At 54.9% G+C, this 17,246-nt stretch carries 17 protein-coding genes and 4 tRNA genes; 8 read left to right on the plus strand and 13 right to left on the minus strand.

Annotated features, from left to right (window positions below; all coding sequences use genetic code 11):
• The first annotated feature begins 45 nt into the window (after window positions 1-45).
• A complete protein-coding gene (locus tag WC184_08820; protein ID MFA7477985.1) occupies window positions 46-1,365 on the plus strand; it encodes an MFS transporter in 1,320 nt (439 codons plus the stop codon).
• Window positions 1,366-1,427: 62 nt separating this feature from the next.
• Here the strand turns inward: WC184_08820 and WC184_08825 are convergent, their stop codons facing one another.
• The 4 genes from WC184_08825 to WC184_08840 form a co-directional block, all read right to left on the minus strand.
• A complete protein-coding gene (locus WC184_08825; GenBank protein ID MFA7477986.1) occupies window positions 1,428-2,252 on the minus strand; it encodes an ABC transporter permease in 825 nt (274 codons plus the stop codon).
• Window positions 2,249-3,229, minus strand: a complete 981-nt coding sequence (locus WC184_08830) for an ATP-binding cassette domain-containing protein (GenBank protein ID MFA7477987.1) — start codon at window positions 3,227-3,229, stop codon at window positions 2,249-2,251. The genes WC184_08825 and WC184_08830 overlap by 4 nt, the downstream gene beginning before the upstream one ends.
• A gap of 151 nt (window positions 3,230-3,380) precedes the next feature.
• Window positions 3,381-3,454, minus strand: a tRNA-Arg gene (locus tag WC184_08835).
• A gap of 105 nt (window positions 3,455-3,559) precedes the next feature.
• A complete protein-coding gene (locus WC184_08840; GenBank protein MFA7477988.1) occupies window positions 3,560-3,961 on the minus strand; it encodes a PilZ domain-containing protein in 402 nt (133 codons plus the stop codon).
• Window positions 3,962-4,190: 229 nt separating this feature from the next.
• On the opposite strand from WC184_08840, the gene WC184_08845 reads away from it, so the two are divergent.
• Entirely contained in the window at window positions 4,191-5,489 is a 1,299-nt protein-coding gene (locus WC184_08845) for a PAS domain S-box protein (protein MFA7477989.1), read from the plus strand.
• A 74-nt stretch (window positions 5,490-5,563) separates the two neighbouring features.
• On the opposite strand, the gene WC184_08850 is transcribed toward WC184_08845, so the two are convergent.
• The 3 genes from WC184_08850 to pheA all read right to left on the minus strand — a co-directional run bounded on the left by WC184_08850 (window position 5,564) and on the right by pheA (window position 6,804).
• Window positions 5,564-5,654, minus strand: a tRNA-Ser gene (locus WC184_08850).
• 76 nt (window positions 5,655-5,730) lie between these two features.
• Window positions 5,731-5,817, minus strand: a tRNA-Ser gene (locus WC184_08855).
• Window positions 5,818-5,838: 21 nt separating this feature from the next.
• Window positions 5,839-6,804, minus strand: a complete 966-nt coding sequence (pheA, locus tag WC184_08860) for a prephenate dehydratase (protein MFA7477990.1) — start codon at window positions 6,802-6,804, stop codon at window positions 5,839-5,841.
• 19 nt (window positions 6,805-6,823) lie between these two features.
• On the opposite strand from pheA, the gene larB reads away from it, so the two are divergent.
• From larB to WC184_08885, 5 genes are all read left to right on the plus strand, one after another.
• Window positions 6,824-7,579, plus strand: a complete 756-nt coding sequence (larB, locus tag WC184_08865) for a nickel pincer cofactor biosynthesis protein LarB (protein ID MFA7477991.1) — start codon at window positions 6,824-6,826, stop codon at window positions 7,577-7,579.
• A gap of 16 nt (window positions 7,580-7,595) precedes the next feature.
• Window positions 7,596-8,966, plus strand: a complete 1,371-nt coding sequence (larC, locus tag WC184_08870; protein ID MFA7477992.1) for a nickel pincer cofactor biosynthesis protein LarC — start codon at window positions 7,596-7,598, stop codon at window positions 8,964-8,966.
• Window positions 8,967-8,984: 18 nt separating this feature from the next.
• Entirely contained in the window at window positions 8,985-9,698 is a 714-nt protein-coding gene (locus WC184_08875) for an MBL fold metallo-hydrolase (GenBank protein MFA7477993.1), read from the plus strand.
• Between the two features lie 75 nt (window positions 9,699-9,773).
• Complete coding sequence (locus WC184_08880) at window positions 9,774-10,448, plus strand: hypothetical protein (protein ID MFA7477994.1); 675 nt, start codon at window positions 9,774-9,776, stop codon at window positions 10,446-10,448.
• Between the two features lie 241 nt (window positions 10,449-10,689).
• Entirely contained in the window at window positions 10,690-11,058 is a 369-nt protein-coding gene (locus WC184_08885) for a transglycosylase SLT domain-containing protein (protein ID MFA7477995.1), read from the plus strand.
• Here the strand turns inward: WC184_08885 and WC184_08890 are convergent.
• Window positions 11,055-12,782, minus strand: a complete 1,728-nt coding sequence (locus tag WC184_08890) for a DUF885 domain-containing protein (protein ID MFA7477996.1) — start codon at window positions 12,780-12,782, stop codon at window positions 11,055-11,057. The two genes, WC184_08885 and WC184_08890, sit on opposite strands and share 4 nt — an antisense overlap.
• Before the next feature lie 122 nt (window positions 12,783-12,904).
• Between WC184_08890 and WC184_08895 the strand changes: the two genes are divergently transcribed.
• Window positions 12,905-14,203, plus strand: a complete 1,299-nt coding sequence (locus tag WC184_08895; protein ID MFA7477997.1) for an acyl-CoA dehydrogenase family protein — start codon at window positions 12,905-12,907, stop codon at window positions 14,201-14,203.
• 65 nt (window positions 14,204-14,268) lie between these two features.
• Here WC184_08895 and WC184_08900 read toward each other — a convergent pair whose 3' ends face one another.
• From WC184_08900 to WC184_08920, 5 genes are all read right to left on the minus strand, one after another.
• Window positions 14,269-15,003, minus strand: coding sequence for a TetR/AcrR family transcriptional regulator (locus tag WC184_08900; protein MFA7477998.1), 735 nt, complete (start codon window positions 15,001-15,003; stop codon window positions 14,269-14,271).
• 34 nt (window positions 15,004-15,037) lie between these two features.
• The gene (locus tag WC184_08905; protein MFA7477999.1) at window positions 15,038-16,240 is read right to left on the minus strand and encodes an acetyl-CoA C-acyltransferase; all 1,203 of its coding nucleotides are present in this window, start codon (window positions 16,238-16,240) and stop codon (window positions 15,038-15,040) included.
• A gap of 121 nt (window positions 16,241-16,361) precedes the next feature.
• On the minus strand, window positions 16,362-16,694 hold the full coding sequence (locus WC184_08910) for a type II toxin-antitoxin system PemK/MazF family toxin (GenBank protein MFA7478000.1): 333 nt from the start codon (window positions 16,692-16,694) through the stop codon (window positions 16,362-16,364).
• Window positions 16,691-16,945, minus strand: coding sequence for a hypothetical protein (locus WC184_08915; protein MFA7478001.1), 255 nt, complete (start codon window positions 16,943-16,945; stop codon window positions 16,691-16,693). Before WC184_08915 ends, WC184_08910 begins: the two co-directional genes overlap by 4 nt.
• Window positions 16,946-17,117: 172 nt before the next feature.
• A tRNA-Leu gene (locus tag WC184_08920) sits at window positions 17,118-17,201 on the minus strand.
• Window positions 17,202-17,246 lie beyond the last annotated feature (45 nt).

Genomic DNA, 17,246 nt, shown 5'->3' on the forward strand with positions numbered 1-17,246 from the left:
TGGGTGGGGTAGTTTGCTGATAGGCCGAATCCGGGGGGAGTGGCGTTGCCGATTCAATTGCGAAGCCGTAGCAACTTTGTAGGGGCGGATGAAGTAAAGCAGCCCAGAATCTATTTTGGTTATTACCTGGTGCTTGCGGCGCTCATGGCCCAATTTGTGGCCATGGGTGTCGGCAGCTACATCTTGGGGCCATTTCTAGAACCGATGACCCTCGATCTGGGTTGGAGCCGTTCCGAGTTCACTTTGGCCCGAACCCTAGGGCAGGTTATCACTGCTGGTTGCGGCTTTTTTGTGGGCACCTATGTGGATCGCCGCGGTGGTCGTCGCATCATGTTGGTTGGGACCGCCATCTTGGCAACGGCCATGGCCAGCATCAGTTTCGTTCACGAGTTGTGGCAGTGGATCATCATCTATGGTATTGCCGTATCTGCCGGAGCGGCCATGATCGGCAACCTGGTAGTAAACGTCACTCTCTCCAAATGGTTCGTGATTCGCCGCGGACGCGCCGTGGGTTGGGCAGCGATGGGCGTCTCGCTTGCCGGGGTGGCTTTAACACCGGCGTCGACAAGTCTGATCGATCATCTGGGTTGGCGTTCCGCTTGGCGAGTGCTGGCATTGGGAGCCGCCTGTATCGTGATTCCTGCCGCGCTGACCATGCGCAGGGCGCCCGAGGATTACGGGTTATTCCCCGACGGTGTTAACGCTGAACAAAATGCGGGCGAAGCAGGAGATCGAGCCCGTCAAGATTTTGCTGAGTCACTTACTAGGGCGGAAGCGCTGCGAACCAGTGCGTTTTATTTGTTGGTAGTCGCTTTCGGCATGTTTGCGGTGACCATAGGAGTGATGCTGCTACAAACTGTTCCGTTTATGACCGACGCTGGTTACTCACGGAACACCGCAGCATTTATGATCACGCTTTCATCGGTACCAGCCCTAATTTCGAAACCGGCATGGGGATACGTAATGGATCGCTACCCGGCCCACATTTTGTCGGCGATTGGTGCCGCTACCACCGGTATTTCGATGTTGATTATTACCCTCGGAGTTCGCGCTGGGGCCACCAACATGGCCTATACCGGCTTCTTTATCTTGGGCTTAGGCTGGGGTGGGTTGATTCCGCTACAAGAGGTCGTTTGGGCAAGTTTCTTTGGGCGGCGCTATTTGGGAGCGGTACGCAGCGCCGGCATGCCTTTTGCTCTCATTATTGGTGCTGGCGCACCGCTTCTAGCTTCCTGGTATTTCGATACCGTTGGAAACTATTACGGAGCGTTTTTCGTGGTGGCCGCAATGAACCTGACCAGTGCATTGTTGTTGTTACGAGTTCGTAAACCGGCACGAAAAGGAAGCCCGGTTTACCCTACGTAGCAAGTGGCGGTGCTGAAGCCGGCTACCCTGCGGCTGTTGCTGCGACTGTTGCCCTCTAGCAATTAGGTTTTGCGCATATAGCCGCGTACCGCCAGCGGCGCGAAGATAGCAACGATTACCGCGCAACCAACGAGTGTCCAAGCCACATCTGAGCCGAAATGGCCGTCGTTCATAAGCTCTCGCAGCGCCGTAATCAGGTGTGATATTGGGTTGGCATCAGCCACAGTTTTTAGCCAGGCTGGCAGCGTTTCTGTGGGTACAAAGGCATTGGACAAAAACACTATCGGCATCATCACCATCATGCCCACACCGTTTACCGTAGAGGCCGTGCGGGCGGTTACTCCCAGCAAAGCCCAAATCCAACTGATGGCCCAGGCAGTGGTAATGACCAGGGCCAAAGCCACCGCAATGTAAATGCCCCCGCCCGGGCGCCAACCGATCACTATGCCCATAATCATGGTGAGAGCTGCCATAACAAAGTACCGGATGGTGTCGGTTAATAGCGCCCCAGCCAGTGGCGCAATACGTGCGATTGGCATGGAGCGGAAACGGTCGAAAACCCCGGTGTCCATGTCTTCGCGCAACTGCGTCCCGGTTACCACCGATGCTTGTATTACGCCCTGGGCGATGATGGCTGGAATGAGCTGAGGTAAATACTCAGACACGCTTCCGGCTAGTGCCCCGCCAAAAAGGTAGGCAAACATGAAGGTAAAAAGGAAGGGCGCAATAAGTACGTCAATCCATTGTTCAGGAGTGCGTCGCAGCCGAAGCAAGGCACGATAGGCCATAGTTACGGTATGTGAGATTGTTTGGCTCATCCCGATGCGATCCGAATGAATTTCAGCGCTAGCCAATGGAAGTCTGCCGGTATTTTCGATGGTGCTCATACGGCGTACTCCTGCACATCTTCATCGATGCCGTCGCGGGTGTCGTGACCGGTGATGGCCATGAAAACTTCATCTAAGGTCGGTTTTTGTACCGCTACTTCTGCCAATCGGATGCCAGCTTCTCGTAGAGCCACCAACAAGTCGGTGACTCGGTCGGGGTCAGCCATCGGGGCGCTTATTTGGGCGGTGTTATCGCTGATGGCGGCGAGCGATCCAAGCACCGATTGGGTAATAAGAGCTGCTTGTTGTGCCTGCGATGGTTCACGCAGACGAAGCTGTAAGGCGGCGGTGCCGATTGAGGCCTTAAGCTCATCAGCGGTGCCTTCGGCTACCACTCGACCGTGATCAATCACAGAAATTCGATCGGCCAGCTGATCGGCCTCGTCTAGATATTGGGTTGTTAGCAAAACGGTGGAACCATTCTTGACCAAGTCTCGAATCACGTCCCACATCTGACCTCGGGTTCGCGGGTCAAGCCCAGTGGTTGGTTCGTCTAAGAAAATTAGCGGTGGCTGAGCAATGAGACTGGCGGCGAGGTCTAAGCGCCGACGCATACCACCTGAATACTTTGACACTGGCCGTTTCGCGGCTTCCGCTAGGTCGAAAGCTTCTAGCAACTCCATGCCCTTTGCGCGCGCCGCTCGATGACTCAAACCGAGTAATCGACCGAACACGACCAAGTTTTCAATGCCGGTTATCTTTTCGTCGACAGAGGCGTATTGGCCCGTAACCCCGATAAGTTGGTGAACCGCTGGGGCCTCGGTGACGACATCTTTACCAAAGATACGTGCCGAACCACCATCAGGTTGCAAGAGAGTTGCCAACATCGAGATGGTGGTGGTTTTGCCAGCACCGTTCGGTCCTAGCACCCCAAAAATGCTTCCACGGGGTACTAAAAGGTCGACTCCATCAACGGCTCGGTTGTTACCAAATATCTTTACCAGACCGCGAGCGTCAATCGCGGCTGCTTCTTCCATAGCCATACGTGGCTCTGCTTTCGACGACTTCTAGACAAGAGTCAGGCCTCAGTGGCCGAAACAATAGGTTTCTAGCTTATGTTCTTATGGTTGAACGTGTGCGACAGGCGAGCGGATATTTCCGGTCGTGCGGCAACAGGGCCATTTTTAGCACGCTCGGAGGGACTCGAACCCCCAACCTTCTGATCCGTAGTCAGATGCTCTATCCAATTGAGCTACGAGCGCAAGAATCTTTCAGTTTAGGCGAACATCGACTAAACGCCTAAATCTCTCCGGAACTAATAAGCCACCGGCGACTTAGCCATCGGCTAAGAACGATCGAGGTGTTGTTCACCAGATGGTTCGGTATCCTTGTGGCTCTTCACGAACCGGCAAACCATCACGAAATCGACATTGCACCACGATCTGATTGATTAGCTCTTCTAACTCACGAGAGATCTGCAAGAAAACAGCTCCGTATGCCGACTTGCCTTCGGCCAATGCTGGCCGGATCCAACGAACTCGTACCGTAGTTTCGAGCCCGCCCAGTGAGATGGGTACCAACGTGCCAATTTGAACCTTGTCGTGGTCTGGCGCCACCACTTGTAAACCAGAAATTGAAATGTCAGAAACTAGGGCCATGGGCGGCTGTTTACGTCCTTTGGTGGTACCGAGTTTGGTTCCAGGAACTGCCCACTCAATTTCAAGATCGTCAGGGACGACCCTTTCTCCAAGTCTGCGGTTGGTCATCATGTGGTGCCTCACTCAGGAACTGAACCTACCCAACACTAAGACTACCTAACTTATACTCAGCTAGCACGCAATAATTCGCCAGAAATTACCGACTTCTGGCAGCACAGGTTTAGCTTGTTGCCAGATTCTGTACTTATATTTTATGAACCCAGCTCACAATAGTTATTTATGCTAATAATAAGTATTAGCTCATTGAACAAGTTGCCCGGTAGAAGCCATAAGGTTGCCAATGGCCAAAAGCGCATTTCTTGACGACCCATCTGCGATCTTAGACAGCATTGTAGATTGTGTCATCGTCCTTGATCACGATTTCGTAATCAAGGGAGTAAACAAAGCGGCCGAAATATTTTTCGGTATACCGGCTACTGCCCTGCTTGGTCAATCGGCTCTTGACCTGGTCGCTGATGGCGACCGAGTTGAAACGACTGTCCGATTTAAAGAACTGTTAGATGGCCATGAAATTCCGCCGGCGGTATTTCGAATAATAAGTGCCACCGGTAAGTCCCGCTGGGTGGAAGCCACCGGGCGAAGATTAGGCGCTCCCATTGAAAACATCGCCAGCGTATCAAGCGTTTTAAGTGCCGATGCTGCTTCAATTGTGGTGGCGCTTCGTTCAGTTGGTAGCAGGTTAAAGCGAGAGCTTGAAGGTCTCCAAGCCGTCCGGCGAGCTCATCTAATTTCCCAGTTGGCAGCACAATTGCAGACTGCCGGTCCCGCCACCTTTAGCGGAGTGCTCTTCAAGGCGTTTGAAGAAGTTGGTGCGCTACTGGGTGCTAATTTCATCTCTACCTATGAGGTCGAGGCTTCGGGGCGCAGTTTTGTGTTACGTAGCAGGTGGGAAGAGCAGATGGCGGCTCTGCGTTCGCGTGTGGTGCCTCAGGCGCGGGTGGCGGTTGAGCAAATACCGAATGTTGTAAAGGCGTTGACGGGGCCCGAATCGTTGGCACCCTTTGATGCGCAGTCACGCTTAGGAGCCGAGCTGCAGACGCTCGACGCCGCGGTTTGTTGTGGAGTGTTGGTTCCACTCTCGGTGAGCGATGAGCACGTTGGTGTTTTGGTGGTCAGCTGGAGCGAAGAACATCACGTACTGAATGAAGAAGCGCAGTTCCTAGCCGGTCTTGCCGAAGCGGTAGCGGTGGCTTTGAATCGTATAGTTACTAACCAGGCTTTGATAACCCAAAACTCACTTTTAGAACGAATATTTGAACGAACTAAAGTGCCAATGCTAATCGTGAGCCGCACTGACCTACGAGTGACCCGAGCTAATACTGCCGCTGCCGAGCTATATGGCATAACATCGAAGCGCCTTGACGGATTGTCAATAGCTCAAGTGTCGCCCGAGTTGGCTCAAGAGCTGATCGAGCTAGACAATTTGGCAGAGTATCAGGAATATCGTGACCTTCGAATAACTATGCACGGCGATCATAATGGTGAGAGAAGCGAGCTAGAGCTAAGCATCGACACCATGACCATGATGGAATTGCCATGTTATTTAATCGTGGTGCGCAACATTTCAGGCGCGAATTAAACTTCCCGACCCAGCACGTAGGGCACCTAAACTATGAAGGTCTAGATGCCCATAACGCGGTGTGAATCACGCAGCGGAGAGGGTGGGATTTGAACCCACGGACAGGGTCACCCCCGTCACCTCCTTAGCAGGGAGGCCCGTTCAGCCATACTCCGGCACCTCTCCCCGTGGGGTGAAAGCTTAGCGGAGAAACAGTGGTTTGTTCGAACTGAAATCAACAACCACTGTTTCGTTCCAGCAGCGGAGGGAGCGGGATTCGAACCCGCGGGACCCTTGCAGGCCCAACGGTTTTCAAGACCGTCGCATTCGTCCGCTCTGCCATCCCTCCGCCTGCAAGCTTACTACGAGTTCAAGCTTGAATCCGAGCCCGCAGCGACTGAATCCACTCACCGGCTTGTTCCCAGGCCAAATTGGTGGCTTCACGAATTTCTGCGCCGTTGCTACTGGCCGCTGGGTACGAACCTAAGAACCGAACATCGGAGTGTTTGCTCTTTAAATTGCGAAGGCAATCGGCGACCACTTCATCGTTGATATGACCGTCTAGATCGATGATAAAGCAATAGTCTCCCAGCGCTGTTTTCGTCGGTCGAGACTCTAGTTTCGACAGGTTGATCGACCGGGCAGCGAATTCTTGAAGGATCGACAACAAACTTCCTGGGGCGTCGGCTCGTTGGAAAACCACCACGGTTGTTTTGTCGTGTCCGGTGGGTAGTGGCACGCCTTCGGTTGCAATCAAGACGAAGCGAGTTTGATTACCGGTGTGGTCCTCAATGTTAGGTGCCAAAACTTCAAGCCCATAAACCTCAGCTGCCAACGCTGTTCCAATCGCCGCCCGTGTTGGATCACCGGCTTCAGCCACTATTCGGGCGGCCTCGGCGGTCGAGTTGGCATTGGCAATGTTGGCGTTTGGGGTTGACTCACTGAGAAAACGTCGACATTGGGCCGTGGCTACCTGATAACTGGCCACTTCTTGCACCTCTTCAAGTGACGCGCCTTTAACCCCCAGTAGGTTTAAATGCACGTCAATAACTACTTCACGCTGGATCAACAGGTTGCTTTCAAAGGCCAATTTGTCGATGGTGGCGGTAACTGAACCTTCAATAGCGTTCTCAATAGGTACAAAACCCAGATCCACGGTCCCCGCTTCAGTGGCATTGATGACATCCAAAATGGTGGCCAACGAAATGCGTTCTAGCCCTGCCAAATCGGGTTCTGACAACAAGGCGGCTTCGGTGAAGGTGGCTTCGGGCCCCAAATAGGCAATGGTTGAAGCATGGGCAGGTAGCGCTGGTAAGGATGCGGTAGAAGCAGGCACAAGAGGTAAGGATAGTGACGTGGATGTAGATGCCCTAAGTGAACTGATTAAAGCTGTACAGGTTGGCACCGTTAGTGCTGATGAAGCGGTGTCGCAACTACGTCGCTTGCCCTTCGCGGATTTGGGTATGGCGCGCATCGATCACCACCGTCAACTGCGTCAAGGTTTGGTAGAAGCTGTTTACGGACCGGGTAAGACCCCAGAACAAACCAAAGCGGTGGTGGCAGAACTGCTTGATGGCAATGACGGCCCGGTAATTCTGAGCCGTGCCGATGAAGCCCAGATTGAAACCGTGCTGCGGGCGTTTCCGAACGGTCGCCTGGAAGGTCACACCGTGGTCTGGCGGGCCATGGCACCTCGAGACGAAACGGTGGTCGTTGCCACCGCGGGCACTGCCGACCTACCTGTTTCTACCGAGGCCGCTGTAGTGCTAGAAGCCCTTGGATTCCAACCAAACCGCCTGGTAGATGTGGGTGTGGCTGGCTTGCATCGATTGTTGCGTGAGGTTGATGTAATTGCTGAGGCCGACGCCGTGGTGGTGGTGGCTGGTATGGAAGGGGCACTAGCCAGCGTCGTTGGTGGAATCGCTGCGGGCCCGGTGATCGCGGTGCCTACCAGCGTTGGATATGGCGCTGGGCTGAATGGCGTAACAGCATTGCTCTCCATGCTGGCAAGTTGTGCCGCGGGCATAACAGTGGTCGGTATCGATAACGGTTTTGGTGCTGCAATGGCCGTGGCTCGAGCCTTGAACCATTTCCCTAAGAGAACTGGATAGGAAGAGAAATAAATATATGGCAACCAAACGTGTGGCATGGTTTCACTGCTTTTCGGGTATTGCTGGTGATATGGCGTTGGGGTCGTTAATCGACGCCGGTGCCGATGTAGGGGCCATCATCGAAATATTGGAAGGCCTACCAGTTAACGGTTGGGGTTTGGAAGCTTCGCAGGTGATGCGCAGCGGCATTGGTGGCACCAAGGCGCATGTGCTGGAAGAACCCACCAACATTGTGCGAACCGCGGCCCACATACAGGCCATGCTGGCCGAGGCCACTCTTCCCGAACGTGTGCGTCAACGTGCCCAAGCGGTGTTTCGAATTTTGGCCGAAGCGGAAGGCCATTTACATCGTCAAGACCCTGAAACGGTGCACTTCCATGAGGTTGGCGCCATTGACGCCATCGTCGACATTGTGGGCACGGTGGCAGCCCTTGAAGTTTTAGATATCGACGTGGTGGTCTGTAGTCCAATAGCTAACGGTTTGGGCACAATTCGGGCTGCTCACGGTATTTTGCCGAATCCGGCGCCAGCGGTGGTCGAGTTGCTAAAGGGCATTCCCACTGTTGGGCTTGAGGTGCCTTTTGAGATGACTACGCCCACCGGAGCTGCGTTAATGGCCGCATTGGCCACCGGTTTTGGACCTTTGCCCGAAATGACGGTGCAGGCCAGTGGATTTGGGGCTGGCAATCGTGATTTGGCTGACCGGCCCAACATGGTTCAAGTGGTTATTGGTGAGCAACGGGCCGAGTTGGCGCAAGGTCAACAGATTCAGCTTTTGGAAGTGAACGTTGACGATGTAACCGGTGAGGTTTTGGCCCATACGGTGGCCACCGCGCTGGAAGCCGGTGCTTATGATGCCTGGCTCACCCCAATCATCATGAAGAAGGGTCGCCCGGCCTACACCGTTTCAGCGCTGGTGGATGTGGCTGTGGCTGAGAATGTTGCTTCCATCTTGACCGCTGAAACTGGTTCGTTCGGTATTCGGTCTACCAATTTGGAGCGTTGGCCGGGTGCCCGTGGTTTTGACGAAGTGCCTTTTGGCGAGGAAATACTGCGGGTAAAGGTTGGGCCGGGTCGGGTTAAGGCCGAATTCGATGACGCCGCACGCGTAGCGCGCCTATATGGGGTGCCAGCGCGGGTGGTTGCTAACTATGCCGAAGAACAATATCGCCGGGAAGGTTTAGGGGCCGGATATATAAAGGCCTACAACGCCGAAGGTCATTCACATCCTCATACCCATGACGATGGCGGCCATTCGCATGAACACCTACACGAACACAGTCATGAGCACAGTCATGAGCACAGCCACGAACACTTGCATGACAACACCCATGATCATGATCATCCGCATTCCCATTCCCACGGACACGACGACGAACCGGCCTAGCGGGCCTAGGGTGTAGATATGGGTGATCGCTTCTATTTTCGTCAGTTGCTTTCGGGTCGTGACCTCGGCCAAGGCGATGCGTTAGCACATCAAATGGTCAATTTTATTTACCTCATTGGCGACCGTGAAAGCGGGGAAGCAGTGGTGGTAGACCCGGCCTACGACATTGCCAGCATCAATAACATTCTGGAATCCGACGGCATGAAACTCACCGGAGCGTTGGTAACCCATTACCACCCCGATCACGTGGGTGGCTCAATGATGGGTTACAACATTGAAGGAGTGGCCCAGCTTCTGGCCGAGCAGTCGGTTCCAATCCATGTTCAAGAACCCGAGTCTGCCGGTATACAAAAAGTCACCGGAGTTTCTCAGGATGACCTTGTAGAACATGTTTCTGGCGACACGGTAATGGTGGGTGAGATTCCGATAACGCTCATCCACACTCCCGGTCACACCCCAGGAAGCCAATGTTTCTTGGTCAATAACATGCTGGTCTCGGGCGACACGTTGTTTTTGGAAGGTTGCGGTCGAACCGACCTACCCGGTGGTGATTCCAGCGAACTTTATTATTCGCTCACCCAGCGCTTGGCCAAAGTTCCCGACACGGCCACCTTGTACCCCGGACACCAGTATTCAGCCGAGCCGCACGCCACCATGGCCCATACACGTGCTAATAACTTCGTGTTCCGCTCGGCGTCACTAGAGCAGTGGCTAATGATGTTCGGAAATTGAGTTTCGCCAGGTAGGCGGTAAAGCTTTTAGCACAAAGCCTCAACCAAAGTGTGGATCCTGCCGATACCCTAAGCGATGGCGATCGTCTACGAACATAAACCCCAGTACCGAGATGCCAAACCATCGGCGCGTGATCGGCGTGACGATGCGCATGATCGGTATGCAGAAGACCAATTGGAGGTGACAGCTTTGCGTGAAGAGCTTGCCCGTGCGAAAGAGCGGGCGCTTCAAGCTGAAGCGGCGTTGCCCCACCTGCTGGGTTTGGGACAAACGACGGTCAACGAGCTTTTAGATGACGCTCGCCACCGCGCGGCCAACATTTTAGCCGAGGCGCGAGAGCAATTAGAGCAGCGCGAGGCGGCGCTAGAGCGTGAACGCCAAGAACTTGAAACCCTGTATATGGCGATTGCGGCCGAGGCGGCAGCACTAGAAAACCTTCGTAGGACTCTTGCCACCGAAGGTATTGAGGTCCCGGCTGAGCCAGCACCAAGACCCTCTATTATTTCGCCTTCTTCGTCTCTTGAATCTTCGTCTTCAGCCGCGTCGTCTTCAGCGTCAGCGGCTGAGTCGTCACTTGATGGGTCCTCGCTTGATGAGCTGGGCTCAATTCCTGCTACCAGCGGTTTTGCCAAAGCATGGGAACAAGATGATGATGTCTCGATGCGAGAGGCGTTTGCCCGTTTTTTTGATGGTGACGATGACGGCATCGACCCAAGTCGGCGCTGGATTATGGATGAGTCCGACGGTTAAAAACGAGTAAATTGTTACAAAAAGGTTGCAAAGTTGTAACAGGTTCGTAATACTTCTCTGGTCACTTCGCCCAAATGTGTTGTGGCCATAGCTTGCCCGAGTTCACCGGGTCTCCCCCGCAAAGTGCGTATAAGGGGAGTTGTTCCGTTCGCACCACCTGGCGTGACTACTAGGACCCTTACCTACTAGATCCAATTTCTCGCCACGATTCTTGGTGCATGGAGAGGAGAAGTATCCCCTTATGTTGAATCCGTCGCGTTTGCGTTTATTTGTCGTTGGTCTGATTGCAGTTGCCGTAATGGCTGGTTGTACCAACGAAGAGATGATTCGGGTGGCTTTTGCCAACCGGGGCGCAAACGAAACGCAGCAAGATCAAGCCATTCGTGTAGCCCAATGCGAATCGAACCTACAGCCAGGGGCCGTTAGCCCAGGTGGCGGGAATTGGGGCTTGTTCCAAATCAACAAAGTACACACCGGTCGTGTCGCGGCCCACGGGTTTGCCTGGTCAGAGATGCTTTACCCTTGGCAAAATGCCGTGGTAGCCGCTGATCTATGGGCCGAAGCCGGCTGGCAGCCTTGGAGCTGCGCTCGCCGACTCGGTATCCGCTAGAAACTAGCTAGCTCAGCTTTTAGGGTGGCCAAACCGAGGCCACCCAAATTTAAGGCGTAAGAGTGCCAGTCTTTTAGGTTGAAGCTTGCTCCGTGGCGAGTCTCGGCCTCGGCCCGGCACTCTAGCCAAACCCGTTCCCCAACCTTGTAACTAATTGCTTGGCCTGGCAGGCCCAGATAACGGTCAACCTCGCTCGCCATGAAATCAGCCGGGAAACGGCTACGTTCAATCACAAAAGGTAAAGCCAGTTCACCGTTCCAAATGGCACCGGGGTGATAGTCAGAAGCGGTGGGAATTTGAAGTTCCAAATGCATGCCAATGTCTACAATCACCCGCACCGCTCGCATGGCCTGGGCGGCCAGCATTCCCAACTCAAAAGCCGGGTCGTCTAGGTAGCCAAGTTCGGCCATTAACGCTTCGGCGTATAGCGCCCAACCTTCCCCATGCCCTGATACAAAACCGGCCAAGCGTTGGTAGCGCGACAGCTCGTCAGCCAGAACTTTGGTTTGGCCAACCTGTAGATGATGGCCCGGCACCGCCTCGTGGTAACAAATGGAAACCTCACGCCAGAGTGGGAAACGTGTTTTGCCTAGTGTTGGATACCAGGTGCGACCAGGACGTGAGAAATCTTCACTTGGGCCAGTGTAATACATGGCCGCAGCGCCTCCGGGAGGTGCGATCATGGCCTCACAGGTCTGAATCTTCTTGTCGATGTCGAAGTGCTTGCCGTTTAACTCGGCAATGGTGGTGTCAATCAGATTTTGGTTCCAAGCCTGAAAGTCATCCACGCCTTCAATCACATAGGTCGGGTTGCTTTCCAAGATTTCTACCGCTTCAGCCCAGCTGCTACCCGGTGCTATAGCGTTACAAACCTCTTTGGCTCGAGCTTCAATTCGGGCCAGTTCTTCCCAACCCCACTGATAGGTTTCCACCGGGTCAATTTCCATGCCTAAGAAACGGCGTGCCTCGCGTTGATAGCGTTCCGGCCCTACGGCATCGCGATCGGTGGCTTCGGGGAAGTATTCGTCGCGCAAAAACCTGGCGGTCTCGGCGAAAGCGGCTGCCGCTACCCTAGCTGCGGCCCGCAAGTCGATAAGTAGCGCTGGATCGTGATCGGCTCGGGTTTCGTAGTTGTCGACCAATCCATCGAAGAATGACTTTGGACTATCGGGATCGCTCCCCGACCAGACCATCGCTTGGCGAGCGGCCGCTTCCACCTGTCGTTTGGCGACTAGTAACTCACGTGCGATGCCAGCCCGCTGACTTTCTACCCAACCACTCAAGGCTTCGGGTACCGCTCGCATGCGTTTAGCGGCAATATCCCAATCGTCGTTGCTTTCATAACGCATCAAGTCGAATGCCGAGCGCACCGAACCCATGGGGGAACCAAGGACCCGAATTGAACGCAGATGGTCACCAGCTGCATAGCCTTCCACAGCCAGTTGTAGGCGGTCTGTCATGAATGCGGCGGCAATGCGATCGCGATCTGAAGTTTGCGGAGCGTTTGACAAGGCTTCGAGGGTTCGAAGTGTCATCTGGTTAGCTTCGCTTTCACCCTCGGGCGAGAGATCGGGCATGGCGTGGTCGTAACCGGCGACGCCCATAGAAGTGGCGGCAATGGGGTTCAAACGCGCCAAATCTTCTATGTAGTTGTGCGCAATTTGGTAGACGGCTGAGAGAGGCTGATTCTGGTTGGTGGCGTTGGGCTGATCTTCGGCGGGCATGAACCGATGCTAGAGATTTTGAGATGACGATGCCACGAAAGCACTAACATGTGACATTGCACTTGACGTGGGTGTCAACTTTGCTTCCACGCTCGCCCAATTTTCAATCCAGGAGGACCTTAATGGCCGCTAACCCTTTAAACACCGACGACTTTGACGGGCAGTTATACAACCTGGCGATGTCAGAGGAAGCGCGTCCTTTGTACACAGCGGTCAAGAAGTTTATTGAAGAAGAAGTAAACCCCATCACCGAGGAGTATTACCGTCTAGGCGAAGGCCGAGCCGAGCATTGGGGTTATGGCGAAGGCCAGCTAGAGCTACTTGAGTCGGTGAAAGCTAAGGCCAAGGCGCAAGGGTTGTGGAACTTTTTCTTGCCGAACGCCGAAACCGGTGAAGGGCTTTCCAACCTCGACTACGCCTACATTGCTATGGAACTTGGCAAAAGTCCGTTGGCGTCAGAATCGCTTAACTGCTCGGCACCCGATACTGGCAACATGGAAGTGCTCGAGCGGGTGGGAACGCCAGAGCAGAAGAAGCAGTGGCTAGAACCATTGTTAGCAGGCGAGATACGTTCCTGTTTCGGCATGACCGAACCCGCTTTGCCCTCATCGGATGCCCGCAACATTTCTACCTCGGCGGTGCTTGATGGTGACGAGTGGGTAATTAACGGTGAGAAGTACTACATCTCTGGGGCTGGGGACCCGCGCTGCAAAGTGATGATTTGTATGGTGAAAACCAATCCCGACGCTTCACCTCACCAACAGCAATCACAAATTTTGGTACCAATGGACACCCCCGGTTTGGAAATCGTGGGTGCCATGAAGGTTTTCGGAGAAGATCACGCTCCACACGGTCACATGCATATTCGACTGAACGACGTGCGGGTGCCGAAAGAAAACATTCTTCTGGGCGAAGGTCGAGGTTTTGAAATTTCGCAGCTCCGCTTAGGCCCAGGTCGTATTCACCACACCATGCGTTCCATCGGTTCAGCCGAACGTGCTATTCAGATGATGGTTGAGCGAGGTCTTAGCCGAGAAGCATTTGGCAAGCCGTTGGTGGCTTTGGGTGGAAACACCGAAATAATTGCCAAAGCCCGTATCGATATTGAAGCCATGCGGATGATGGTGTTACGCGCCGCCAAAGCCATGGACCTAATGGGCAACGCCGAAGCCCGAGTTTGGGTGAGTGCCGTCAAGGCCATGGTTCCCAAGCGTTGCGCTGAAATTATCGACCAAGCCATGCAAATGTTTGGTGCTACCGGTGTCTCGCAATGGACGCCGCTACCTGGAATGTATGCTCACCAACGCACCTTGCGTTTCGCCGATGGACCCGACGAGGTGCACTACATGGTGGTGGGGCGTGCCGAAATTGCGCGCTATCAGCCCTACGACATAGCCAGCGAATACATCGTCAATAAGTAGTACCAGAAGCAACGTAGTACCAGAAGCAGCTGCAAGCGAGTGACGCTGGTTCGCCAGGTTATTTGTTAGTTAGCAGTGTTGTGGGTGACCCGCTCGGTGAGGCCAATAGCGTTGGCCCACAAGCGGGTCACCGTGTTTAGACCATCGTCGAAGCTAATACGGTCGGGATCAGCTTCCCCAGCCACAAACCAGGCGTAAGCAAAGCGGCTTACCATACCGGTTAGTGCCATGGCGGTGAGGCGAGCATCAAGGTTTGGATCGGCCAAACCCTGGGCCTGCAGGTCGGTGATAGACCTGGCAGCACGTTCGCTAAACGACCTTGAACGAGCCTCGCGCACCACACCTAAACGCGGGTTAAACATAGCCACATGCTCGATTATGCCCATGAGCTTGGCATTACGACGGTAAGCCTCGAGATAGTGGGCGTTGGCGCGCTCGATGGCCGCTAGGGGATCGCGACTTCGAAGCGGCATATGAGCACCGGCAGATGACGATTCCACCCGAGTGGTAGTTGTGGGGCCGTCGTTGGATTCACTGTTGCTGGATCGAGCCGCACGTGGGGGCCCCAACATTTCTTCTAGTAGCTGTACGGCTAGCTCCATGAAGATTGATTCTTTGGAATCAAAATAGGTGTAGAAAGTGCCGTGGGCGACCCTGGCTCCAGCGGAAATATCGGTAACTCGGGCCTCTAGGAAACCGTCGCGCTCGAAGACCGTGCGCGCTGAAGCCACAAGAGCTTGGCGCGTGCGTTGCCCTCGGGCGGTGTATGGCTCGCTGCGAGCGGACTTAGACGGTTCCACAGAGGCCCATTACGACAATCTAGTGGTGTGTGGCCTAGAAAATTTCGAAAAGACCGGCTGCACCTTGGCCACCGCCAACGCACATGGTTACCACGCCCCATTTGGCCCCGCGGGCTTTGCCTTCATGTAGCACATGCGCGGTACAACGAGCGCCAGTCATGCCGTAGGGGTGGCCGATTGAGATGGCACCACCGGAAACATTGAGGCGGTCGTTCGGGATACCCAGGGTGTCGCGACAGTAAAGTACTTGGCTGGCGAAAGCTTCGTTCAGCTCCCAAATACCAATGTCGTCGATGGTGAGACCGACTTGTTTTAGCAATTTGGGCACCGCGAAGACAGGGCCAATGCCCATCTCTTCGGGGGTGCAGCCTGCCACGGCCATGCCACGATAAGCACCAAGTGGGGTAAGGCCACGTTTTTCGGCTTCGGCGGCTTCCATTAACACTACGGCCGCCGCGCCGTCGGAGAGCTGCGATGCGTTACCGGCGGTAACGTACTTCCCTTCGGCTACAAACTGGCCACCTTGCCACACCGGCGCTAATTTCTGCAGGCTTTCAAGCGTGGTGGTAGGGCGGTTACCTTCGTCTTTGGTGAGCGTTACCGTTTGCTCGCTAGTTTCGCCGGTTTCACGGTCGGTTAACACCATGACGCTTTCCAGTGGCACGATTTCGTTGTCGAAGCGGCCCTCTTCTTGAGCTTGGGCGGTACGCATTTGTGATTGCAGGGCGTATTCGTCTTGCGCTTCTCGGCTAATGCCGTAGCGTTCGGCCACCAGCTCGGCGGTTTCAATCATGGGGGCATAAAGGCCAGGGGTTGATTCTAAGAGCCCCGGGTCTTGGCGGCGGTACAGGTTCATGTGCTTGTTTTGAACCAGCGAGATCGATTCCACCCCGCCGCCCACGGCCACGGTTTGACCATCAACAATGATTTGCTTGGCGGCAATAGCAATGGCCATAAGACCCGAAGAACATTGGCGGTCAACGCTTTGGCCAGCCACGCTGTCGGGTAGGCCAGCTTTGAGAGCGGCTTGGCGTCCAATGTTGAATGCCTGGGCACCTTCTTGTAGAGCAGCACCGACGATCACGTCGTCGACTTCGGCCGGGTCGACGTCGGCCCGAGCTACCGCTTCACGAATAGCGTGTCCGATGAGTTCTTGGGGCTGAGTGTTGTTGAATGCGCCGCGGAACGCCTTGCCGATCGGGGTACGCGCGGTCGATACGATAACGGCTTCTCTCATAGGACGAAGGTACCTTAAATTCTGGTGTTTTTCAGGGCCGAAGTTGTTCCAGCACGAATTTTCCTCAAGTCGAATGACCGTGGTGCTCAGGCTTGGCGTTTCTGGCAAGAATCATCGGCGGCTATATATTTAGTAGGTATTTGATTATGCGGGTGACCTCGGCAAGGGCAGCCTTGTCAGCGGTACCGATCTGGCCGTCGATTCTGTGCGTGGAGATTGTGCGAAGCTGCTCGCAAAGCGCCCATGACGGTTGACCCAGCCCGGTGGCCTCCCCGCTGATCGGTACATGAGTGGCCCAACCACGGTATCTAGTGGTCAATGGAATTGTGGTCACCAAGGTGGGGATCGCTGCTATCGCGTCGTCACTGGAAATGATCAAGACCGGGCGACGACCGGCCTGCTCCGACCCGATCGCCGGGTCGGGCTTTGCCCAGAACAGCTCGCCGTATCTCACGTAGGGATACCGTCGTCGGACTGGTTGTCGATTGCGACCGGTCCAGCGAGCCAGGCCTCACGCTCTGCCACGTCGGCTGCTGCTTCTCCGCGCTGTGCCACATCTTGGGCGAGCTGAGCGAAAAACTCCTCACGGTCCAGCAGGTCAAGTGCTTTTTCTAGCACGGCTGCCTGGCTGAGGCGTTGGCGCTGGGCGTGCGCCTGAACTCGTTCCCGCAGGCTTGTCGGCACCTTGATCGTAGTAGCTTTCATACTGATAAGGGTACTGTATCTATCCCAATTTTAGTGTGCCGAATGGGGCCCGAGGTCAGGCGCGGCCGCGGTAGCGCTGAAGGGCGGCCTCGCCGGCGCGGGCCTTGATGTCTTCGATAGAGCGTGGAGCATCGCCGCCCAGGCGTCACGCTGAGGGGCTACTTCCACAGAGTGCGGGAGGGGGGACTTGAACCCCCACGTCCTTTCGGACACAGGAACCTGAATCCTGCGCGTCTACCAATTCCGCCACTCCCGCGAGTGGTGCTCGGCCATGCTACCGCGGTTTCGTTTCTCGGTTGTA

It is taken from the genome of Acidimicrobiia bacterium (assembly GCA_041676705.1).
Classification (GTDB): domain Bacteria; phylum Actinomycetota; class Acidimicrobiia; order Acidimicrobiales; family SKKL01; genus Actinomarinicola.